The 20,145-nt window shown below is 63.2% G+C and carries 20 protein-coding genes; 4 read left to right on the top strand and 16 right to left on the bottom strand.

The window, feature by feature from the left end:
* Window positions 1-11 precede the first annotated feature (11 nt).
* Entirely contained in the window at window positions 12-1,199 is a 1,188-nt protein-coding gene (locus AC2CGQ_RS04150; protein WP_076740700.1) for an amino acid aminotransferase, read from the top strand.
* Window positions 1,200-1,219: 20 nt separating this feature from the next.
* Window positions 1,220-2,617, top strand: coding sequence for an amino acid permease (locus tag AC2CGQ_RS04155; protein ID WP_004935209.1), 1,398 nt, complete (start codon window positions 1,220-1,222; stop codon window positions 2,615-2,617).
* 37 nt (window positions 2,618-2,654) lie between these two features.
* Here AC2CGQ_RS04155 and paaY read toward each other — a convergent pair whose 3' ends face one another.
* The 13 genes from paaY to paaA all read right to left on the bottom strand — a co-directional run bounded on the left by paaY (window position 2,655) and on the right by paaA (window position 13,948).
* The gene (gene paaY, locus AC2CGQ_RS04160) at window positions 2,655-3,251 is read right to left on the bottom strand and encodes a phenylacetic acid degradation protein PaaY (protein WP_004935205.1); all 597 of its coding nucleotides are present in this window, start codon (window positions 3,249-3,251) and stop codon (window positions 2,655-2,657) included.
* A 12-nt stretch (window positions 3,252-3,263) separates the two neighbouring features.
* Complete coding sequence (paaX, locus tag AC2CGQ_RS04165; protein WP_044030933.1) at window positions 3,264-4,202, bottom strand: phenylacetic acid degradation operon negative regulatory protein PaaX; 939 nt, start codon at window positions 4,200-4,202, stop codon at window positions 3,264-3,266.
* 78 nt (window positions 4,203-4,280) lie between these two features.
* Window positions 4,281-5,588 (bottom strand): phenylacetate--CoA ligase PaaK, encoded by a 1,308-nt coding sequence (gene paaK / locus AC2CGQ_RS04170; protein WP_484593491.1) that lies wholly within the window; start codon window positions 5,586-5,588, stop codon window positions 4,281-4,283.
* Window positions 5,589-5,603: 15 nt separating this feature from the next.
* On the bottom strand, window positions 5,604-6,809 hold the full coding sequence (gene pcaF, locus AC2CGQ_RS04175; RefSeq protein ID WP_021505792.1) for a 3-oxoadipyl-CoA thiolase: 1,206 nt from the start codon (window positions 6,807-6,809) through the stop codon (window positions 5,604-5,606).
* Window positions 6,806-7,246: a hydroxyphenylacetyl-CoA thioesterase PaaI gene (gene paaI / locus AC2CGQ_RS04180; RefSeq protein WP_033643614.1), complete on the bottom strand. Its 441-nt coding sequence runs from the start codon at window positions 7,244-7,246 to the stop codon at window positions 6,806-6,808. The genes pcaF and paaI overlap by 4 nt, the downstream gene beginning before the upstream one ends.
* Window positions 7,243-8,775, bottom strand: coding sequence for a 3-hydroxyacyl-CoA dehydrogenase (locus AC2CGQ_RS04185; protein ID WP_414160198.1), 1,533 nt, complete (start codon window positions 8,773-8,775; stop codon window positions 7,243-7,245). Before AC2CGQ_RS04185 ends, paaI begins: the two co-directional genes overlap by 4 nt.
* A 2-nt stretch (window positions 8,776-8,777) precedes the next feature.
* Entirely contained in the window at window positions 8,778-9,569 is a 792-nt protein-coding gene (paaG, locus tag AC2CGQ_RS04190; RefSeq protein ID WP_004935188.1) for a 2-(1,2-epoxy-1,2-dihydrophenyl)acetyl-CoA isomerase PaaG, read from the bottom strand.
* Window positions 9,570-9,572: 3 nt separating this feature from the next.
* Window positions 9,573-10,346 (bottom strand): 2,3-dehydroadipyl-CoA hydratase PaaF, encoded by a 774-nt coding sequence (gene paaF, locus AC2CGQ_RS04195; protein WP_322192883.1) that lies wholly within the window; start codon window positions 10,344-10,346, stop codon window positions 9,573-9,575.
* Window positions 10,347-10,354: 8 nt separating this feature from the next.
* Window positions 10,355-11,413 (bottom strand): 1,2-phenylacetyl-CoA epoxidase subunit PaaE, encoded by a 1,059-nt coding sequence (gene paaE / locus AC2CGQ_RS04200; protein ID WP_416604410.1) that lies wholly within the window; start codon window positions 11,411-11,413, stop codon window positions 10,355-10,357.
* Between the two features lie 13 nt (window positions 11,414-11,426).
* Window positions 11,427-11,924, bottom strand: coding sequence for a 1,2-phenylacetyl-CoA epoxidase subunit PaaD (gene paaD / locus AC2CGQ_RS04205; protein ID WP_015378350.1), 498 nt, complete (start codon window positions 11,922-11,924; stop codon window positions 11,427-11,429).
* 9 nt (window positions 11,925-11,933) lie between these two features.
* Window positions 11,934-12,692: a 1,2-phenylacetyl-CoA epoxidase subunit PaaC gene (gene paaC, locus AC2CGQ_RS04210; protein WP_015378349.1), complete on the bottom strand. Its 759-nt coding sequence runs from the start codon at window positions 12,690-12,692 to the stop codon at window positions 11,934-11,936.
* Window positions 12,693-12,700: 8 nt separating this feature from the next.
* Entirely contained in the window at window positions 12,701-12,988 is a 288-nt protein-coding gene (gene paaB / locus AC2CGQ_RS04215) for a 1,2-phenylacetyl-CoA epoxidase subunit PaaB (protein ID WP_004935173.1), read from the bottom strand.
* Between the two features lie 21 nt (window positions 12,989-13,009).
* Window positions 13,010-13,948, bottom strand: coding sequence for a 1,2-phenylacetyl-CoA epoxidase subunit PaaA (gene paaA, locus AC2CGQ_RS04220; protein WP_015378348.1), 939 nt, complete (start codon window positions 13,946-13,948; stop codon window positions 13,010-13,012).
* 317 nt (window positions 13,949-14,265) lie between these two features.
* Here paaA and paaZ point away from each other — a divergent pair, with 317 nt between their 5' ends.
* Window positions 14,266-16,332 carry a phenylacetic acid degradation bifunctional protein PaaZ gene (paaZ, locus tag AC2CGQ_RS04225; protein WP_015378347.1) on the top strand — a complete coding sequence of 689 codons (2,067 nt, stop codon included), beginning with the start codon at window positions 14,266-14,268 and terminating at the stop codon, window positions 16,330-16,332.
* A 43-nt stretch (window positions 16,333-16,375) separates the two neighbouring features.
* Here the strand turns inward: paaZ and kdoO are convergent, their stop codons facing one another.
* Both kdoO and AC2CGQ_RS04235 read right to left on the bottom strand, forming a co-directional pair.
* Complete coding sequence (kdoO, locus tag AC2CGQ_RS04230; protein WP_015378346.1) at window positions 16,376-17,269, bottom strand: Kdo hydroxylase KdoO; 894 nt, start codon at window positions 17,267-17,269, stop codon at window positions 16,376-16,378.
* Window positions 17,270-17,748: 479 nt separating this feature from the next.
* On the bottom strand, window positions 17,749-19,302 hold the full coding sequence (locus AC2CGQ_RS04235; RefSeq protein WP_015378345.1) for a sensor domain-containing diguanylate cyclase: 1,554 nt from the start codon (window positions 19,300-19,302) through the stop codon (window positions 17,749-17,751).
* A gap of 160 nt (window positions 19,303-19,462) precedes the next feature.
* Here AC2CGQ_RS04235 and AC2CGQ_RS04240 point away from each other — a divergent pair, with 160 nt between their 5' ends.
* Window positions 19,463-19,657, top strand: a complete 195-nt coding sequence (locus tag AC2CGQ_RS04240; RefSeq protein WP_015378344.1) for a hypothetical protein — start codon at window positions 19,463-19,465, stop codon at window positions 19,655-19,657.
* A 15-nt stretch (window positions 19,658-19,672) separates the two neighbouring features.
* Here AC2CGQ_RS04240 and yjdN read toward each other — a convergent pair whose 3' ends face one another.
* Window positions 19,673-20,092 (bottom strand): VOC family metalloprotein YjdN, encoded by a 420-nt coding sequence (gene yjdN, locus AC2CGQ_RS04245; RefSeq protein ID WP_021505787.1) that lies wholly within the window; start codon window positions 20,090-20,092, stop codon window positions 19,673-19,675.
* Window positions 20,093-20,145: the final 53 nt, after the last annotated feature.

Consider the following 20,145-nt stretch of genomic DNA (forward strand, 5'->3'; position numbering starts at 1 on the left):
AAGGATGCGTCATGTTTAAACAGATTGCACCTTCCGCCGCCGATCCTATTATGTCGCTGATGGAAGCCTATTTGCAGGATCCCAATCCGAAAAAAGTGAATTTAGGCATTGGGCTGTATTACGATCGGCAGGGGAATATTCCGCTGATGCAGGCGGTTGAGGCCGCCGAGCAGCGGCTGCTGGCGCTGCGTCGCCCGCACGGTTATCCGCCGATCGAAGGTTCGCCGCAGTTCGCTCGCCAGGTGCAGTCGCTGCTGTTCGGTGAGCAACAGGCGGCCGAGATCGCCACGGTGCAGACCGTCGGCGGTTCCGGCGCGTTGAAGCTGGCGGCGGATTTTCTGCGCCACTTTCTGACGCGCGGTGAAATTTGGGTGTCCGATCCCACCTGGGCCAATCACTGGGCGATTTTCGAAGGGGCGGGGCTGCGGGTGAAAACCTATCCCTACTTTGACGAAGCGGCGGGCGGCCTGCGTTTCGCCGCCATGCTCGATGCGCTGGACAGCCTGCCGCCGGGCAGCGTGGTCTTGCTGCACCCTTGTTGCCATAACCCGACCGGCACCGATCTGACGCCGGAGCAATGGCGCGCCACGCTCGCCGTGCTGCAGCGGCGTAACCTGCTGCCGCTGTTCGACATCGCCTATCAGGGCTTCGGCGACGGGCTGGAGGAGGACTGCTTTGCATTGCGCCAAGCGCTGAAAACCGATCTGCCGTTTTTGGTCTGCAATTCGTTTTCCAAAAACGTCGCGCTGTACGGCCAGCGTCTGGGCGCGCTGTCGGTGCGCTGCGCCGACGCGGAAAATGCCGCCAACGTCAAAGGGGCGTTAAAAACGCTGATCCGCCGCAGCTACTCCTGCCCGCCGACGCACGGCAGCCAGATCGTGGAAACCCTGCTCGGCGACGCCGAACTCGGCGAGCTTTGGCGCAATGAGCTGGCGGAAATGCGCTCGCGCATCAAGCAAATGCGTGAACAGCTGGCCGCCGGGCTGGCGCAGGGCGGCTCTTCGCTGGATCACCGGCGCATTCTCGAGCAGCGCGGCATGTTCAGCTATACCGGCCTGAACGAAGCGCAGCTGCAGACCCTGCGGCAGCGCTACGCCATCTATCTGGTCTCGCCCGGCCGCATGTGTCTGCCGGGGCTTAACCCCGGCAACATCGACTATGTGACCGCCGCGATCCTCGACGTCACTCGCACCCCCTAACTCCGCTCGGGAACCCAGCCATGCCACAGATGAATGATTTTGAGCATATCGCCCGCCGTCAGGGTGGGTTGAACAAGCATCTTACCGCCGGGCAGATGTCGATGCTGGCGATTGGCGGCGCCATCGGCACCGGGCTGTTTCTCGGCAGCGCCTACGCCATTCAGATGGCGGGGCCGTCGGTATTGCTGAGCTACCTGATCGGCGGCGTCATTGCGCTGCTGCTGATGGGCAGCCTGGCGGAAATGACCTCCGAACACCCGACGCCCGGCTCGTTCGGCGACTACGCCGAATTCTATCTCGGCCCGCTGTTCGGTTTTCTGGTGCGTTATTCTTACTGGTCCTGCGTGGTGTTGGCGGTGGGCACCGAAGTCACCGCCATCGGCATGTACATGCAGTTCTGGTTCCCGGCGACGCCGACCTGGCCGTGGGTGCTGCTGTTCTCGGCGGCGGTGATCGTCGTTAACGTGATCGGCGTGAAATCGTTCGGCCAGGTGGAATACGCGCTGTCCACCGTCAAAGTAACGGCTATCGTGGCGTTTATTCTGATCGGCATCGGCATTCTGGCGTTCTCGGGCAACCCGGCCTATGGCCTGCGCAACCTGACCGCCGGCGGCTTCATGCCGTTTGGCGTCAAGGGCATGTGGTTCGCGGTGATCGTGTCCATCTTCAGCTACCTGAGCATTGAAATGATCGCGGTGGCCGCCGGCGAGGCGAAAAATCCGGTGATTGCGGTGAAGGCGGCGTTCAAGGGCACCATCGTGCGGCTGTTCATCTTCTACATGCTGTCGATCGCCCTGATGCTGGCCATCGTGCCCTGGCGCCAGTCCGGCACCGGCGAAAGCCCGTTCCTGATGGCGATGAACGTGATCCATCTGCCCGCCGCCGCCGGTATTTTCAACTTTATCGTGCTGGTGGCGGCGCTGTCGGCGATGAACAGCCAGCTGTACATCACCACCCGCATGATGTTCTCGCTGTCGCGCGCCGGGCAAGCGCCGGCGGCGCTGGGGCGCGTCAGCCGGCGCGGCATTCCGGTCAATGCGCTGGCGATGTCGTGCATCGGTATCGTGGTGTCCATCGTCCTGAGCTTGGTGGCGCCGGAAACGTCGTTCGCCGCCATGATGTCCATTTCGGTGTATGGCGCCTGTTTTACCTGGCTGATGATCTTCGTCACCCATCTGTTCTTCCGCCGCCGGCACCGGCAGACCCATCTGAAGTTCCGCATGTGGGGATTCCCCTATACCACCTTACTGGGTGGCGGGCTGATGGCGGCGCTGATGATCTCGACCGCGTTTACCGAATTTTTCCGCATGACGCTGTGGTTCGGTATTCCGTTCACCCTGCTGCTGGTGGTGGCTTATCACTTCCAGAGCCGCCGCGCGGCTGCGCCGTCGCCGCTCAAGGCGCCGGAAGTGGAGTAATGGGGGGAGGGGCTGAGGCGCACCTCAGCCCTGGGGATTAAAGCTGGCTTTTCGGGATCAGGTGATCGCCGAAGCTCAGGCGCTGGCGGCCCGGTTCGATTTCGGTCAGCGGCGCCACTTCGTGCAGCGAGGATTTGCAGCGCTGCACCAGATCCTGATACTCGCGGGTGCCGGCAATCTTCCAGGCCAGCTCCTGTTCGGTCAGATCGCGCAGCACGCGCGCCGGGCTGCCCACCACCAGCTTGTTGGCTTCGATCGTAGCCGCGGCTTTGACGAACGCCATCGCGCCGACGATGGTGTTCTCGCCGATCTCCGCGCCGTCCATCACCACCGCGTTCATGCCCACCATCGCGTTGCGGCGAATGCGGCAGCCGTGCAGGATGGCGCCGTGGCCGATATGGCCGTCTTCTTCCACCACCGTGTCCTGCTGCGGGAAGCCGTGCATCACGCAGTTGTCCTGAATGTTGGCGCCGTCGCAGATCACCAGGCGGCCAAAATCGCCGCGCAGGCTGGCATTCGGGCCGATATACACGTGTTTGCCGACGATCACGTCACCGATCAGCACCGCCGTCGGGTGCACGTAACTGCTGGGGTCAACGACCGGCGTCAGGCCGTCAATCTGATACACAGGCATAGCGTGAGTTCCTTAATATGTAGGGTCGCGCGGCAGGCCGCCGAAGCGCCGATAGTAACCGGCGGCCGGCGCGGGCAGGGCGCCGATGGTGGTCTCCGCCAGCGAGCTGACGTACTCCGTCGCAGCGCGATCGACCTGCTGGTAGAGATTGATGCACAGGTTGCGGGCGATTTGGCCCTCCCACTGCGCGGGCAGCAGCGCGTCCGGCAGCAGCGGATCTTTCAACACCACGCGACGGAAGAAGTGAATCAATAATAGCTTAATCTGGAAACAGCGCAGCGGCGTCAGCGCCGCCGGGTCGACTTCGCGCAGCAGCGCCATCAGTGGCCGGAAGGAGACGATAAATTCGTGATAGCCGGCCGCCACGTCGCTGAGCGACCAGCAGTCGGCCACCAGTTTCTGCAGGGTTTGCTCGGAGCGGTTGTAGGGGTAATCGGCGCGAAAGTAGATCACCTGTTCGCTGGCGTTGAGTTCGCCGAGCAGCGCCGTCACGTCGGTCTGCGCATGGGTGGGGGCGGCCATCAGGTTGTTGGCGATCTGCCCGAACCCGAGCCAGCCGAGCTCTTTTTTCAGCCGCGCGCGCGCGTTTTTTTCGGCGCATTCCAGCAGCAACAGCTCCCATTTGCCGTCCCAGGCGGGCTGCTCGCGCAGATAGATCTTCGATTCGGCGTGGCGGAACTGGCGCATCCCCTGCTCGGTCACGCGGTAGAAGCTGCGGCGGCCGATTTTCTCCACCGCCAGCCAACCTTCTTTTTGCAGGCGGAACACCGAGGTGCGCACGAAACGATCGCCGAAGCCGAAGGCCTCCAGCAGCGCGCTCAGGCTGCCGAGCCACACTTCGCCGCCGCGGTGGCTGAGCGCGTCGCCGTACAGCGAAATGATCAGCGAGGTGCCGCTGATCGGCTGCGCGTCGACGGCGTGGCGAATGAACTCATCCAGTTTATGTTCCATATTTTTCCATGGGTTAGCCTTCGATGAGCCACAACATTAACATAATTTGGGGCGGCGTCATCCGTGACGCCGTGCGCCTCAGCGCGGCCGCAGATCGACCACGCGCTGCGCCTTGCCTTCCGAGCGCGGGATATCGCCGCAGTTGGCGATGCTGACGTCGGTGCTGACGCCCACGATCGATTTGATGTGGTGGCGCAGCTGGTGGCAGATGTCGCAACGCTGCTGGTGGCTGAGGCTGAGCGCCGATTCTTTCAGCTCGACGCGCACCGCCAGCGTGTCCAGGTGCCCGCTGCGGCTGACCTGCAGCTGATAGTGCGGCGACAGCTGCTCGAACTGCATGATCTGCTCTTCCACCTGCGACGGGAAGACGTTGACGCCGCGAATGATCAGCATGTCGTCGGAGCGGCCGGTGATCTTGCCCATGCGGCGCATCTGGCGCGCGTCGCCCGGCAGCAGCCGGGTGAGATCGCGAGTGCGGTAGCGGATCACCGGCAGCGCCTCTTTGGTCAGGGTGGTAAACACCAGTTCGCCGTGCTCGCCGTCCGGCAGGGCGACGCCGGTCTCCGGGCAGATGATCTCCGGCAGGAAGTGGTCTTCCCAGATGGTGGGGCCGCCGCCGCTTTCCAGACACTCCATCGCCACGCCCGGCCCCATCACTTCCGACAGGCCATAGATATCCAGCGCCTTGATGCCCATGCGGGATTCGATTTCGTGGCGCAGGGCTTCGGTCCAGGGTTCGGCGCCGAACACGCCGAGCCGCAGCGAACAGCCGCGCGCGTCGCCGCCCATCTTGCGCTCCAGTTCGTCGATCAGCGTCAGGCAATAGGACGGCGTCACCATGATGATGTCGGGTTTGAAGTCGAGGATCAGCTGCGCCTGGCGTTCCGTCTGCCCGCCGGACATCGGGATCACCGTCGCGCCGAGCCGCTCCGCGCCGTAGTGCGCCCCCAGGCCGCCGGTGAACAGGCCGTAGCCGTAGGCGACGTGCACCTTGTCTTTGGCGGTGGCGCCGCCGGCGCGCAGGCAGCGGGCGACGATATCGGCCCAGTTATCGATGTCGCGCTGGGTGTAGCCCACCACCGTCGGGCGGCCGGTGGTGCCCGAGGAGGCGTGGATGCGCACCACCTGCTCCATTGGCACCGCGAAGGTGTCGAACGGGTAGTTGTCGCGCAGATCCTGCTTGGTGGTGTAGGGGAAGCGCGCCAGATCGCTCAGCTGCTTAAGATCGTCGGGGTGTACGCCCGCCTGATCGAACTTGCGCTTGTACATCGGCACATTTTCGTAGGCGTGGTGCAGCGTCCACTTCAAACGCGCCAACTGCAACGCTTCAATCTCATCGCGCGAGGCGAATTCGATCGTTTCGAGGGGCTGTGGATTTATTGTCATGGTTAGCCTCAGGGGTCAGACACGCTCAATGATCATGGCGATGCCTTGGCCGACGCCGATGCACATGGTGCAAAGCGCGTAGCGGCCGGCTCGCCGTTCCAGTTCAAACAGGGCGGCCAGCGCCAGGCGCGCGCCGCTCATGCCCAGCGGATGCCCCAGAGCGATCGCGCCGCCGTTGGGGTTAACCTGCGGGGCATCGTCCGGCAGGCCAAGCTGGCGCATCACCGCCAACGCCTGGGCGGCGAACGCTTCGTTCAGTTCGATGACGTCCATCTGCGCCAGGCTCAGCCCGGCGATCTCCAGCACCTTGCGGGTGGCCGGCAGCGGGCCGATGCCCATCAGCCGCGGCTCCACGCCGCAGGTGGCGGTGGCAACGATGCGCGCGCGCGGCGTCAGCCCCTGGCGCACCGCCATTGCTTCGGAGGCGACGATCAGCGCCGCCGCGCCGTCGTTCAGGCCCGAGGCGTTGCCGGCGGTGACGCTGCCGGGCTGACGGAATGGGGTTTTCAGCGCCTGCAGCTGCTCGAAGGTGGTGTCGGCGCGCGGGTGTTCATCCTGGCTGAACAGGGTGACCACGCCTTTTTTACCGGTGAGGCTGACCGGGGCTATCTCCTGCGCCAGGTGGCCCAGCGCCTGCGCCCGGGCGGCGCGCTGCTGGCTGCGCAGCGCAAAGGCGTCCTGATCGGCGCGGCTGATATTGAACTGCGCCGCGACGTTTTCGGCGGTCTCCGGCATCGAATCGGTGCCGAACTCGGCCTGCATGCGCGGGTTGACGAAGCGCCAGCCGAGGGTGGTGTCGTACAGCTGCGCCTGGCGGCTGAAGGCGCTGTCGGCCTTGCCCATCACCAGCGGCGCGCGGGTCATCGACTCCGCGCCGCCGGCCAGCAGCAGCCCGGCGTCGCCGGCTTTGATGCTGCGCGCCGCCATTGCCAACGCATCCAGGCCCGAACCGCACAGGCGGTTCACCGTGGTGCCGGAAACGCCGACCGGCAATCCGGCCAGCAGCAGCGCCATGCGCGCCAGATTGCGGTTGTCTTCCCCGGCCTGGTTGGCGCAGCCGAGGATCACGTCGTCCAGCTGTGCCCAATCCACCTGCGGATGGCGCTCCAGCAGCACGCGCAGCGGCAGGGCGGCGAGGTCGTCAGCGCGCACTTGCGCCAGCGCGCCGCCGTAGCGGCCGATCGGGGTGCGCACGCCGTCGCAGATAAATGCCTGATTCATGCCTGATCTCCTAAAATGCTGTGGCCAAGGCGGTGCGCGCGGCCGCGAAACCAGGCGACGGTTTTGCCCTGTTGATTGACGATTTCGACGTCATACAGTCCGGTGGCTTTGCCCTGATGGCGCATCTGGGCGCTGGCGGTGAGGCGATCGCCGGCCAGCGCCGGGCGGACGAAGTCGATGCTGCAGCCGGAGGCCACCGCCGCCAACCCCTGGCTATTGCAGGCGTAGGCGAAGGCGGTGTCCGCCAGGCTGAACAGTTGGCCGCCGTGGCAGGTTTGGTGGCCGTTGAGCATCTGCGGGCCGACGGTCATGCTGACCTGCGCGTACCCGACGTCGACGGCATCGATGTGCATCCCCATCGCCTGAGCGCAGGTATCTTGCTGGAACATCTGTTCGGCGCAGCGCTGAGCCAGCGCGCGCGGCGTATTGGCGTTCATCGTTCGGCTCCTGGGAAAGAGGCGGGGGAAGCGTAGCGGCGCAGCAGCGGCATCGGGCGATAGCGCGCTTCGCCGTAATAGCGTTGCAGGTTTTCCAGCGTCGTCAGAATGTGACGCCAGCCGAGTGCGGCGCCCCAGGCCAGCGGGCCGCGCGGATAGTTGACGCCGCGCAGCATCGCCAGATCGGTATCTTCGGCGCCGGCGACGCCTTTGTTCACCACGTCGAGCGCTTCGTTGGCCAGCATGGCCAGGGTGCGCATCGTCAGCAGGCCGGGATAATCCGGCAGTTGAATGACCTGCTTGCCGAGGGACTGCAGCAGGCGAATCGCGTTGGCATTGTGTTGCGCACCGTTTTGCGCCGCGCAGCTGATGGCGATGGCGGAGGCATGCGCATAGTCGGCACAGAGATCGAACAGCACCACAGGCGTTCCACGTTCGTCGGCCAGTTGGCCGGCGGTTTTACCATTGGTTAACATCAGTGTAACGTCGTCGATCGTGAGGTACGGGCTGGTCTGGCCAGGTTGTTTGATCGCCCCCGCATTTTCGATCAACAGTTCCGCTAAATCGGCCAGCGAAGACCAGTCGCCGTGCAGCGTGACGCGTTGCGGCGGCGCGGCCTGCGCCGGCGGCGCAAAGGCGATCATCTCTGCGGCGGGGCGTTGCGCGTCGTAGCGGTAGAAGCCGCGGCCGGATTTGCGGCCGAGATGTCCGGCGGCCACCAACTCCTGCTGCACCAGAGAGGGGGTGAAGCGCGGATCCTGGTAGAAGGCCTGATACACCGAGTCGGTCACGGCGTAATTGACGTCTTGGCCGATCAGATCGGTCAACTGCAGCGGGCCCATGGCGAAGCCGCCGGCGTCGCGCATGACTGCATCCAGGGTGGCGACGTCGGCCACCCGTTCCTCCAGCGCGCGCAGGGTTTCGGCGTAGAACGGCCGCGCCACGCGATTGACGATGAATCCCGGCGTTGAACGGCACACGACGCTTTGCTTACCCCAGCGCTGCGCCAGAGCCTGCAGCGCCGCGAGGGTCTCTGCCCCGGTCTCCAGACCGCTGACGATCTCCACCAGCTTCATCAGTGGCGCCGGGTTGAAGAAGTGCAGCCCGGCCATGCGCGCCGGGTGTTGCAAGGCGCCGGCGATGGCGGTGATCGACAGCGAAGAGGTATTGCTGGCGAACAGCGCCGTGGGCGAGCAGACCGCTTCCAGATCGCGGAACAGGCTCTGCTTAATCGCCAGATTTTCCGCCACCGCTTCAATTACCAGCGCGCTGTTGGCCAGTTGCTCGAGCGAATCGGCGCGTTCGAGGCGCGCCAGCAGCGCCTCGGTGGCGTTGGCGTCGGCCTTGCCGCCGTCGACCCGCTGGCGCAGGCGGCGAGTGAGTTCATCGATCGCGCGCTGGGCGGCGGCGGGCGCGATATCGAACAGCCGCACCGGGTGACCGGCGGCGGCGGCCACCTGCGCAATGCCGATGCCCATGGTGCCGGCGCCGATCACCGCCACCTGGCCGTTAAGAAGGGACGCGTTCATGGCTATTTCCCGCTGAAGTTTGGCGTGCGCTTGGCGAAGAACGCGCTGACGCCTTCGCGGTAGTCGTCGCTGCGGCCGCCCAATCGCTGCAGATCGCGCTCCAGATCGAGTTGTTGATCGAGGCTGTTGGTGGCCGAACTGTAGATGGCTTTCTTGATTAGCCCCAGACCGTAAGTCGGCTGGGTGGCCAGATGGCGAGCCAGCGTTTGCGTGCGGTCGGCCAATTCATCCGCCGGCACCACCTGCCAGATCATGCCCCACTCCAGCGCCTGTTGGGCGCTGATTTTGTCGCCCAGCATGGCCATGCCCATCGCGCGGGCGTGGCCGGCCAGCCGCGGCAGGAACCAGCTGCCGCCGGAATCCGGCACCAGCCCCAAACGGCAGAACGACTGAATAAAGCTGGCGTTGTCGGCGGCGATGACGATATCGCACGCCAGGGCCAGCGCGGCACCGGCGCCGGCCGCCACACCGTTGACCGCGCATACCACCGGTTTCGGCAGGGCGGTCAGGCGGCGGATCAGGGGGTTGTAGAAACGTTCGACCGACAGGCCGAGATCCGGCGCTTGTTGATCGGCGCTGACGTTGCGATCGTTGAGATCCTGCCCGGCGCAGAAACCGCGCCCGGCGCCGGCGATCAGCAGGCAGCGCACGCTGTCGTCGCGCTCGGCCTGCGTCAGCGCTTCGCTCAGCTGGCGATGCATCTCGTCATTAAAGCTGTTGAGCCGATCCGGCCGGTTGAGGGTCAGCGTCAACACGCCGGCGTCGAGATGGCTGAGAATCAATGCGTTATCCATAAATCAGCGCCCCTGATAGTTTGGCGTACGTTTTTCGAAAAAGGCGGCGATGCCTTCGCGGCGATCGTCGGTGGCGGCCAGGGTGACAAATTGCTGACGCTCCATCGCCAGCCCCTGGCTAAGGCCGATTTCCTCGGCCTGTTTTAGCGCCTGTTTGGCGGCGCGCAGCGCCAGCGGCGCCTGACGGCTGATGCGATCGGCAATCTGCTGCGTGCGCTCCAGCGTCAGAGCATCGACGCATACTTCACTGATAAGGCCGGCCTGCAGCGCGGTGCGGGCGTCGATGGCTTCGCCGGTCAGTACCATCTGGCTGGCGCGCGCCTTGCCGACGCAGCGGATCAGGCGCTGGGTGCCGCCGGCGCCCGGCATCAGGCCGAGGGTGATCTCCGGCAGGCCGAAGCGGGCGCTTTCGCCGCCGATAACGATGTCGCAGGCCAGCGCCAACTCGCAGCCGGCGCCCAGGGCATAGCCGTTCACCGCCGCCAGCAGCGGCTTGCTGAACTGCGCCAGCCGCTGCCACAGCTGCGGACGGCTGTCCGCCAGCGCGGCCGGCAGATCCTGTTGTTGCAGTTCGCGCAGATCGGCCCCGGCGGCGAAGAAGCGCGCCGCGCCGGCGATCACCACGGCGCCCACGCCGCTGTCGGCGTCAGCCTGCTCCAGCCGGGTAACCAGCTGTTCCAGGCACGGCGTGCTCAGGGCGTTGCGCGCCTCCGGGCGATGCAGCGTCAGCGTGACCACGCGGTGTTGCTGCTGATGCAAAATAAAGGGGGTATCCATCGCGGCTCCTAGACGTCGAAGTCCAACACCACGCCGTCGCCTTTCGGCCACGACTGGCAGCTCAATACGTAGCCCGCCGCCAGCTGATCCGGCTCCAGGCTGTAGTTGACGCCCATCTCCACCTGGCCGGCCTTCAGCCGGCATTTGCAGGTGGCGCACACGCCGCCTTTGCAGGCGTAGGGCAGATCGGCGCCCTGGCGCAGCGCGGCATCGAGAATGCTGTCGTCCTGTTCGCCGACCTCGATATCCAATCGGCGGCCGTCGAGCAGGATCGCCACCCGGGTGGCATTGCGATCGCCGCTGTGGCGCGGGCGGGCGACCAGGCCGCTGGTGTTGAAACGTTCGCTGTGGATGTGGTTGGCCGGTACGCCGGCCTGTTCCAGCACGGTCTGCGCGTCGTCCATCATCGATTCCGGCCCGCAGATGAAGGCGTGGTCATAGTCGCGGAAATCCAGCAGCGCGCCGCCGATCGCCGCCAGGCGTTCACGGTCGATGCGGCCGCTGAGCAGCGGGCTGTCGAGGCTCTCCTGGCTGAATAGGTACAGCGGCTGAAAACGCTGCGGATAGCGGTTTTTCAGATCCGACAGCGCCTCTTTGAACATCATTGAACGGCTGTTGCGGTTGCCGTAGATCAGGGTGAAGCTGCTGCCCGGTTCGAGCTGCAGCGTCGCCTTGATGATCGACAGCATCGGCGTGATGCCGGAGCCGGCGGCGATCGCCAGATAGTTGCCGCTGCGCTCCGCCTGCGGCTGATAGCCGAAGCGCCCCTGCGGCACCATCACTTCCAGCGCATCGCCGACTTTCAGCATGCGGTTGACGAAGCCGGAGAAACGGCCCTGATCAATCGCTTTTACGCCGATCTGCAGCAGGCCTTCCTGCGGCGAACTGCAGATGGAATAGCAACGCCGCAGCTCTTCGCCGTTGACTAGCGCCTTGAGCGTCAGGTGCTGGCCAGGGGTGTAGCGGTATTGGTTTTGCAGCTCTTCGGGTACCCGCAGGGTGATGGCTACGGCGTCCGGCGTTTCGCGCTCGATGGCGGCGACGTTCAGGCGATGAAAGACCGTCATGGTGTCAGCGCTCCTATATGCATTTGAAGTAGTCGAACGGTTCCCGGCAGTCGCAGCAGCGGTACAGCGCTTTACAGGCGGTGGAGCCGAACTCGCTGATCTTCTCGCTGTGGGTGCTGCCGCAGCGCGGGCAGGCGACCGGGCCGTGGGCGTGCGGCCGATCGCAGGTGTGGCCCTGCGGGGGCGCTACGCCGTATTGCCGCAGCCGCTCGCGGGCGTCGGCGTTCATCCAATCGGTGGTCCAGGCCGGGCTGAGGCGAATGTCCACCTGCACCGGGCTGAAGCCGGCGGCCGTCAGCCGCTGCTCGATGGCGTTGAGCAGAAATTCGGTGGCCGGGCAGCCGGAGTAGGTGGGGGTGAAGGTCACGCGCCAGCCGTTGCCGTCGCGCGCCACGTCGCGCACCATGCCCAAATCGGTGATCGACAGCACCGGCAGCTCGGGATCGCTGATCTGTTGCAGACAGTGCCAAATCTGCGGGATTTCAGCGGGTTGCAAACGAGTGACGTTCATCGCGGCCTCCTACCATTGGCCGTTTGGATAGGCGCGTTGCAGGAACTGCATCTCCGCCAGCAGCGGGCCGAGGTGTTCACTGTGTCGGCCTTGTTTGCCGCCGTGACGGAACGCCTGCTCGGCGGGCAGCGTCAATGTCGCCTGGCGCAGTGTCTCTTCCACCTGCGCTTGCCAGGGAGCCTGCAGCTCGCGCGGATCGACGGCGATGCCCTGTTCCGCCAGCTCAAGCTCAAGCGCGTCGGCGTGGAACAGCTCGGCGGTGAAGCGCCACAGGTTATCCAGCGACTGCTGGATCTTGCGGTGGCTGATGTCGTTGCCGTCGCCGAGGCGGATCATCCAGCCGCGGCTGAAGCGCAGGTGGTAATCGGCCTCCTTCAACGACTTGGCAGCGATGGCGGCGATCTGCGCATCGCCGCTGCGGCTCAACGCCTGGTGCAGCTGCACGTGGTAGACGTCGAGCAGGAACTGGCGCACCAACGTGTCGTTGAAACCGCCGTTCGGCTGTTCCGCCAGCAGCAGGTTATGAAACTGGCGTTCGTCGCGCCCGAAGGCCAGGCTGTCTTCGCTGCAGGGCGGCCCGGCCAGTTCGGCGGCGTAGCCCAGGAAGTTGCGCGCCTGGCCGAGCAGATCGAGCCCGATGTTGGCCAACGCCAGATCGATCTCCAGCTCGGGCGCGTGGCCGCACCAGGCGCACAGGCGCTGGGCGAGGATCAGAGGCGTGTCGCCCTGGCGAAGCAAATAGCTGATGCGCGGATCGTTAACCGTCATGGTCGCCTCTACATGTTCTTGATGCCGTCGGGAATGGTGTAAAACGTCGGATGACGGTAGATCTTGTCTTCGGAAGGATCGAAGAACGCGCCGCGATCTTCCGGCTGCGAGGCGATCAGATGGCGCGACTGCACCACCCAAATCGAGCAGCCTTCATTACGGCGCGTGTAGGCGTCGCGGGCGTTTTCCAGCGCCATTTGGTCGTCGGCGGCGTGCAGGCTGCCGACGTGGCGATGCGCCAGCCCTTGTTTGCTGCGGATAAACACTTCATACAGCGGCCATTCAACGTGGCTCATGATCTCGGTTCCTTATGTTGGCTATGCGGCGGAAGCGGCGTTTTTCGCGGCGTGGGCCATGGCGCCGTCGCGCACCCAGGCGCCGTCTTCCCAGGCGCGGCGTTTGGCCTGCAGGCGTTCGTGGTTGCATTGGCCACGCCCTTTGATCACCTCATGCAGCTCGCTCCAGTCGATCTCGCCGAAGCGATAGTGGCCGGCAGCGGCATCCCAGTGCAGATCCGGATCCGGCGCCGTCATGCCCAGCGCTTCCAGCTGCGGTACGGTGTTGTCGACGAACTTCTGCCGCAGCTCATCGTTGCTGTGACGTTTGATTTTCCACGCCATGCTCTGGGCGCTGTGGGGGGAGTCGGCGTCGCTCGGGCCGAACATCATCAGCACCGGCCACCAGAAGCGATCGATGGCGTCCTGCAGCATGGCGCGCTGCGTGTCGCTGCCGTTGGCCATCGCCATCACCGCCTCGTAGCCCTGGCGCTGGTGGAAGCTCTCCTCTTTGCAGATCTTCACCATCGCCCGCGCATAGGGGCCGTAGGACGCGCGGCACAGCGCCACCTGGTTGACGATGGCGGCGCCGTCGACCAGCCAGCCGATCACGCCGATATCCGCCCAGTTGAGCGTGGGGTAATTGAAGATAGAGGAGTATTTCATCTTGCCGTCGAGCATCTTTTGGTAGATGTCCTGGCGCGAACAGCCGAGGGTCTCGGCGGCGCTGTAGAGGTACAGACCGTGGCCGGCCTCATCCTGCACTTTGGCCAGCAGCACCGCCTTGCGGCGCAGCGTGGGGGCACGCGTCAGCCAGTTGGCTTCCGGCAGCATGCCGATGACTTCCGAGTGGGCGTGTTGGCCGATCTGCCGAATCAGGTTCTGACGATAGGCGTCCGGCATCCAGTCTTTAGCCTCAATGGCGATATCCGCCGCGATCTTGTCGTCGAAATGCTGCTGATACTGTGCGTCAGTTGTCATGCTTGCCTCTTGGTGATTCGTATTTTTCACATTAAATATAAAAATGTGAATCACTTTAACTAACCATAAGGCTACAAACTGATAACAAAAAGATCAAACGAGATTTATGTGGTTTTGCGAGCGCACTCACAAGTGTTTTTGTTAATCATTTGATTTTATTTTATAAATATAAAAAGTGACTCCGTATTAATGCCAGGGTAAACGGCTTGAAAGCGCTTCTTGTTCTGTTTTTGTTAAAATTCAGTTTGGCGTCGACTGGCATTTATGTGATACGTAATTAAGCTGTATGGTGAAAATTTATGAATTCCGGAGGGCACATGCAGCAGTTACACAGTTATCTTTCTGGCGCCTGGGTGTACGGGCAGGGAGAGGCGCGCGAGATCCGTCACGCCGTAACCGGCGAAGCGCTGTACCAGGTTTGCTCCGACGGCCTGCCGTTAGCGGCCAGCCTGAGCTATGCCCGCAGCCACGGCGGCCCGGCGCTGGCGCACATGACATTCCAGCAGCGCGCCCAGATGCTGAAAGCGGTGGCGAAACACCTGCTGGCGCATAAAGAGGCGCTGTATCAGATTTCCTATCAAACCGGGGCGACGCGCAGCGACGGCTGGGTCGATATCGAAGGCGGCATCGCCACGCTGTTCGCCTATGCCGGCATGGCCGGCCGCGATCTGCCGGACGATACGCTGTGGCCGGAAGATGAGCTGATCCCGCTGTCGAAGCAGGCGCAGTTCGCCGCCCGCCACGTATTGACCTCGCGCCCCGGCGTGGCGCTGCATATCAACGCCTTCAACTTCCCTTGCTGGGGCATGCTGGAAAAACTGGCGCCGACCTGGCTGGCGGGCATGCCGGCCATCATCAAGCCGGCCACCGCCACCGCGCAGCTGACGCAGGCGATGGTCAGGCTGATCGTCGACAGCGGGCTGGTGCCGGAAGGCGCGCTGCAGTTGGTATGCGGCGGCGTCGGCGACATGTTTGCGCACCTGGATTATCAGGATGCGGTAACGTTCACCGGTTCGGCGCAGACCGGCCAGCGGCTGCGGGCGCATCCGCGCCTGTTGGAAAAATCGATCGCGTTCACCATGGAGGCGGATTCGCTCAACTGCTGCGTGCTGGCGGAAGACGTGACGCCGGAGATGCCGGAATTTGCGCTGTTTATCAAAGAGGTGTGCCGTGAAATGACCGCCAAGGCGGGGCAGAAGTGCACCGCGATCCGCCGCATCATCGTGCCGGCGGCGCAGGTGGCGGCGGTGCGTCAGGCCTTGTTGCAGCGTCTGGCGGGGGTGACGGTGGGCGACCCGCAGCTGGAGCAGGTGCGCATGGGGGCGCTGGTCAGCCACGAGCAGCGTGATGATGTGCAAAGCAAGGTGGAGTTCCTGCTGCGCAACGGCTGCGAACCGCTGTGCGGCGCGTCGTTGGATAAGCTGGAAGTGATGGGCGACGGCGCGCGCGGTGGGGCGTTTTATCCGCCGACCCTGCTGTATTGCGCCGATCCGTTCACCCATCAGGCGGTGCACGGCACTGAGGCCTTCGGCCCGGTGGCGACGCTGATGCCGTATGCGGATACCGAGCAGGCGATCGCGTTGGCGTTGCTGGGGCAGGGCAGCCTGGCGGGATCGCTGGTGACCGCCGATCCGGCAGTGGCCAAGCGCTTTATCCGCGCGGCGGCCTGCGCTCACGGACGTATGCTGATTTTGGATGAGCAGGCGGCGGCGGAATCCACCGGCCACGGCTCGCCGTTGCCGATGCTGGTGCACGGCGGCCCGGGGCGCGCCGGCGGCGGTGAAGAGCTGGGTGGACTGCGCGCGGTGAAGCACTATATGCAGCGCACGGCGATCCAGGGCAGCCCGGCGATGCTGGCGGCCATCGGCGGCGAATGGGTGCGCGGTGCGCCGGTCGCCGAACATCCGGTGCACCCGTTCCGGAAATACTTCGAGCAGCTGCAGCTGGGCGACAGCCTGTTGACCGCGCGCCGCACCGTGACCGAAGCGGATATCGTCAACTTCGCCTGCCTGAGCGGCGACCATTTTTACGCGCACATGGACAAGATCGGCGCCGCCGATTCGCTGTTCGGCGAGCGGGTGGCGCACGGTTACTTTGTGGTGTCCGCTGCGGCCGGGCTGTTTGTCGACGCCGCCGTCGGGCCGGTGATCGCCAACTATGGCATGGAGAATCTGCGCTTTATCGAACCAGTGAAGATCGGCGACACCATTCAGGTGCGGCTGACCTGCAAAAAGAAAATCCGCAAGCCGCAAAAAACCGCCGAAGATCGGCCGCACGGCGTGGTGGTGTGGGATGTTCAGGTGTTGAATCAGGAACAGCAACCGGTGGCGCTCTACAGCATTCTGACGCTGGTGGCGCGCCAGCAAGGGGACTTCGAGGCATAATGCGCGTTTCGCCGCCGCCGGCATCCCGGCGGCGGCGAGCCATTCAGATCAGCGGCTGCCCGCGCAGCTGTTCCAGCACTTTCAGCGGCGAACGCTGCGGATCCTGCATCTTGTTCACCGGCAACAGGAAGGTCTGTTCCAGCATAAACTGGCCGCCCATTGCGGCGTGCGGCGTTTGATCCGAGAAGCAAATCCAGCTGCTGCCCGGTGGGAATTCCAGCGCCAGCTGCGGACCCCGTTGCTGATAATCGCCGTCGGCCTTCATGGCGTCATGCAACTGCAGCATCAGGTGGTCATAATGGCTGCGGCGGGTCTTGGTGATGCGCACCTGATGCTGCAGCCAGCTGCTGAGGGCGGAGTAGCGTGCGAGGCGCGGCATAAAGCGTGCCGCCAGCTCAGGGAACGGCTCGCCGACGCGCCATTGGCGATGCTCGCCGTGCGGGTTGATGTTGGTGAAAATGCGCAGAATGCGTTCGCCGTAGTTCGGGCGCGACGGGAAAGCGTCAACGTGCAGGCGGCTGTCGTCTTTGCGCCAGGAACTGGTCGCCCGCCAGGCGGAAACCGGGTGCAAACGCAGGCTGCCGGTCGGGTGGTGCAGCGCCTCCTGATACTCGGGCAACAGCCCGGCGATCAGCTGGCGGCAAGATTGATAATAGCGCTCCAGCAGTTGCTGAACCTGTTGCCGGCGTTCCGCAACGGCGACGCCGCTCAGTTTGCCGGACAGCGGCTGATAGCTGATGTTTTTGCGCTTCGGATCGACCAACGTCGGATCCAGCAGCGGCATTTCCTGTTCAGACAGGGGGAAGGCCAGTTCGGGCAGAAACAGTACCTTGCCCTGTTCCAGTTCGCTGACCGCGCTGGATGCTTCCGCTGCCGCCCATTGTCGCAACGGCAGCGTCAGGACGGCCTGTTCACGCATAATATCGCCAGTAGGCATGAGATCTCCTCGCAAATCTATATCGCTTTATTCCCGTCTTTCAGGTTGCCGCGTGATTGGCTGCACTGGCTTGCGCAGTGGCTGGCTGGAGCGGCGTCAACAGGCCGCTCAATTGCAACGTGAAATTTGTGGGTTCTATTATGGATGTATCAGCAGGGCGCAGTGCGCCGAAGCGTGCGATGGCTTCCTGATATAGAGAATAGTCCTGATAAGGATATCACCGGCAATACCAATGAAAAGTAAACGAGGGCTAAACGGGGCTGCGCGTAGGCACGAATAATCAAAAATGGCACGAATTGTCTGTGGAAGGGCGATTTTTTATCTTGTTGAATTTTAATGGAAATAAATATTATGCTTATTATTGGCGTTATTTTATTCAGAGCGCAGGGTAACCCGGGAAAATAATGTTGCGGAGAGGAATTATTTCATTTTGGTTGGTAATAAATCGGGCCGCCAAAATTTGGTGGCCCGATTGATGATTAAGCGCCGTAAATGCAATTTTTGCCTTTTTTCTTGGCCTGATACAACGCACTGTCCGCCTCATTGATAAAGCTGATCGGCGTATCGTTATACATATGCGGTACTTTGGCGCAGATACCGATGCTGATGGTGACGATGCCGTGCGGATTACCCTGATGCGGAATTTTCAGATCGCGCACCGCGTTGATGACGCGTTCGGCGAAAATCAGTGCGCCCTGGACGTCGGTATCCGGCAGGATAATTCCCATCTCTTCGCCACCGTAACGCGCCAGAACGTCGTTGCTGCGGCACGCCAACCCTTTGAGCGTTTGGCCGATCTGCTGCAGGCATTGGTCACCGGCGACGTGGCCATAGCTGTCGTTGTACTGTTTGAAATAGTCGATATCCAGCATCAGCAGCGCCACGCTGCGGTAGTTGCGCGAAGCCCGTGCCAGCTCGTTCTTCAGCGCGATATCAAACTGGCGGCGGTTGGCCAGCCCGGTCAGGCCGTCCAGCAGCGCCAACTCTTCGAGCATCTGGTTGATGCTGGTCAGCTGATCGCGGGTGCGCATCAGCTCGGCTTCGGTTTGCATGCTGTGCTTGATTTGCCGCAGCAGCACCATGCCCATCGCCAACAGGATCATCAGCAGCGAGAGGCCGCCGACGGCGAACAGGCCGGCGTCGGTGCGCCAGTCCGCCAACGCGTCGCGTTTCGACAGCCCGGCGGCGATCACCAGCGGAAAGCGGTTGACCCGCGAATAGCCGTAGATGCGCTCCACTTTGTCGTACAGCGAGGTGATGGTGGCGTTACCGAATTCCGAATGCGGCAAAATTTCGCTGAACAGCACACCCTTGGCGATGTTTTTACCGATCGACGCCGCCGAGTAAGGGCGGCGGTAAAGGATGGTGCCGTCCGCCAGCAGCAGGTTCAGTGAGGCGTCGGTGTTGAGGGCGAAGCTATCGTAAAACTGGCGGAAATAATCGATGTACAGCGTCGCCAGCACCACGCCGCCAAAGCTGCCGTCCGGGTTGTTGAAACGCCGCGAAACGGGAATGATCAGATCGCCGGTGGTGCGGCTGCGGATCACCTTGCCGATGTACAGGCCGCCGTCGTCGCGGTTTTGATGGTATATGAAGTACTCGCGATCGGCGTTGTTGGCGTTCTTGATGAACTTGCCCGAGGAGGTCGCCAGCCAGCGGCCGCGCGCATCGTAGAGAAACAGCCCATGCAGCTGCGGCAGGTTGCCGACCTGGGTTTGCATCACCCGCTGCAGCCGGGTCAATTGCGATGGCCCCAGTCCGTCGTTCTGGAGACGTTCGGTCAGATCGAGCAGATTGCCGTCCACCTGCATGAAAGTATCGTCGGCATGCTGTGCCAGCGAGCGGGCGAGGTTGGCGGATTCATGCTCGGCGCTGCGCAGATCGCGCTGGTGTGCGTTCCAGATTTGCCAGCTGTTAAAGAGGATCAGCGTGGCGGCAACGATGATGACAAACACGCCGGCCTGAAATAATAATGGGGAGCTTTTAACGCTGCGCGCCGGCACGGCATCCTGTATGGGTTGCTGCTGAGTCATGTCACCCTTGTTGTTTGATTACTATTCAGTTTGAGTTAAGAGCAATCTTATATTTTATGCATAAATGCGCCAGACCTCTAGCCTTTAACGAGGCGATAAGGCGAAAGGTCGATCGCTGCCCGCATCAGCGGCGGTGTGAACACCTCGGAGTGAAAGAGCCATGTCTGATTACATCATTATCGCTTTACTGACGCTGGCGGTGTATTACCCCCTTACGCTGGGAACGCTGGCGGTGATGATGTACTTCGCCTGGCGCCGCCGCCGGTCGCCCTATTGGCGGTTGGGATTGGTGCTGTTGGCGCTGCTGTTCGTGCTGTTCGCCAAGGCGGCGTATGACTGGCACCGCTATGGCTAGCGGCGCCATGCGGGGTTATTCGACGTTGATCATCCAGTTGACGCCGAATTTGTCGGTCAGCATGCCAAAACCTTTGGCCCAGAAGGTGGCTTGGTAAGGCATCGTCACCTGGCCGCCCTGCGCCAGATTGTCGAACAGTTTGCGTCCTTGTTCCGCATCGCTGGGGTTCAGCGACAGCGAGAAACCTTTGTGAGAAGCACCGCCGCTGTCATCCTGCGGACAGCCGTCGGAGGCCATCAGCACGCCTTCGCCGATCAGCAGGCGCGCATGCATGATCGCTTCCGGATTGACGTCCTGCGATCCGCCTTGCCGGGCTTCTTCGGGCATGTCTTTAAAGCGCATGACCATTTCAACTTTGGCATTCAACTGCTGTACGTAGAAGTTAATCGCTTGCTCACAGTTACCGCTGAAAAACAGATAGGGTTGTACCAGCATGACATTGACCTCGATTATGGCCCGACAGGCAACGACCGACTCTCGGGCGGACG

The sequence above is a fragment of the Serratia sp. DFXYC6 genome (assembly GCF_057196085.1).

Bases quoted from the DNA above. Each gene is read 5' to 3' on its own strand.
- AC2CGQ_RS04150 (WP_076740700.1), top strand. From the start codon at position 12: ATGTTTAAACAGATTGCACCTTCCGCCGCCGATCCTATTATGTCGCTG.
- AC2CGQ_RS04155 (WP_004935209.1), top strand. From the start codon at position 1,220: ATGCCACAGATGAATGATTTTGAGCATATCGCCCGCCGTCAGGGTGGG.
- paaY (WP_004935205.1), bottom strand. From the start codon at position 3,251: ATGCCTGTGTATCAGATTGACGGCCTGACGCCGGTCGTTGACCCCAGC.
- paaX (WP_044030933.1), bottom strand. From the start codon at position 4,202: ATGGAACATAAACTGGATGAGTTCATTCGCCACGCCGTCGACGCGCAG.
- paaK (WP_484593491.1), bottom strand. From the start codon at position 5,588: ATGACAATAAATCCACAGCCCCTCGAAACGATCGAATTCGCCTCGCGC.
- pcaF (WP_021505792.1), bottom strand. From the start codon at position 6,809: ATGAATCAGGCATTTATCTGCGACGGCGTGCGCACCCCGATCGGCCGC.
- paaI (WP_033643614.1), bottom strand. From the start codon at position 7,246: ATGAACGCCAATACGCCGCGCGCGCTGGCTCAGCGCTGCGCCGAACAG.
- AC2CGQ_RS04185 (WP_414160198.1), bottom strand. From the start codon at position 8,775: ATGAACGCGTCCCTTCTTAACGGCCAGGTGGCGGTGATCGGCGCCGGC.
- paaG (WP_004935188.1), bottom strand. From the start codon at position 9,569: ATGGATAACGCATTGATTCTCAGCCATCTCGACGCCGGCGTGTTGACG.
- paaF (WP_322192883.1), bottom strand. From the start codon at position 10,346: ATGGATACCCCCTTTATTTTGCATCAGCAGCAACACCGCGTGGTCACG.
- paaE (WP_416604410.1), bottom strand. From the start codon at position 11,413: ATGACGGTCTTTCATCGCCTGAACGTCGCCGCCATCGAGCGCGAAACG.
- paaD (WP_015378350.1), bottom strand. From the start codon at position 11,924: ATGAACGTCACTCGTTTGCAACCCGCTGAAATCCCGCAGATTTGGCAC.
- paaC (WP_015378349.1), bottom strand. From the start codon at position 12,692: ATGACGGTTAACGATCCGCGCATCAGCTATTTGCTTCGCCAGGGCGAC.
- paaB (WP_004935173.1), bottom strand. From the start codon at position 12,988: ATGAGCCACGTTGAATGGCCGCTGTATGAAGTGTTTATCCGCAGCAAA.
- paaA (WP_015378348.1), bottom strand. From the start codon at position 13,948: ATGACAACTGACGCACAGTATCAGCAGCATTTCGACGACAAGATCGCG.
- paaZ (WP_015378347.1), top strand. From the start codon at position 14,266: ATGCAGCAGTTACACAGTTATCTTTCTGGCGCCTGGGTGTACGGGCAG.
- kdoO (WP_015378346.1), bottom strand. From the start codon at position 17,269: ATGCCTACTGGCGATATTATGCGTGAACAGGCCGTCCTGACGCTGCCG.
- AC2CGQ_RS04235 (WP_015378345.1), bottom strand. From the start codon at position 19,302: ATGACTCAGCAGCAACCCATACAGGATGCCGTGCCGGCGCGCAGCGTT.
- AC2CGQ_RS04240 (WP_015378344.1), top strand. From the start codon at position 19,463: ATGTCTGATTACATCATTATCGCTTTACTGACGCTGGCGGTGTATTAC.
- yjdN (WP_021505787.1), bottom strand. From the start codon at position 20,092: ATGCTGGTACAACCCTATCTGTTTTTCAGCGGTAACTGTGAGCAAGCG.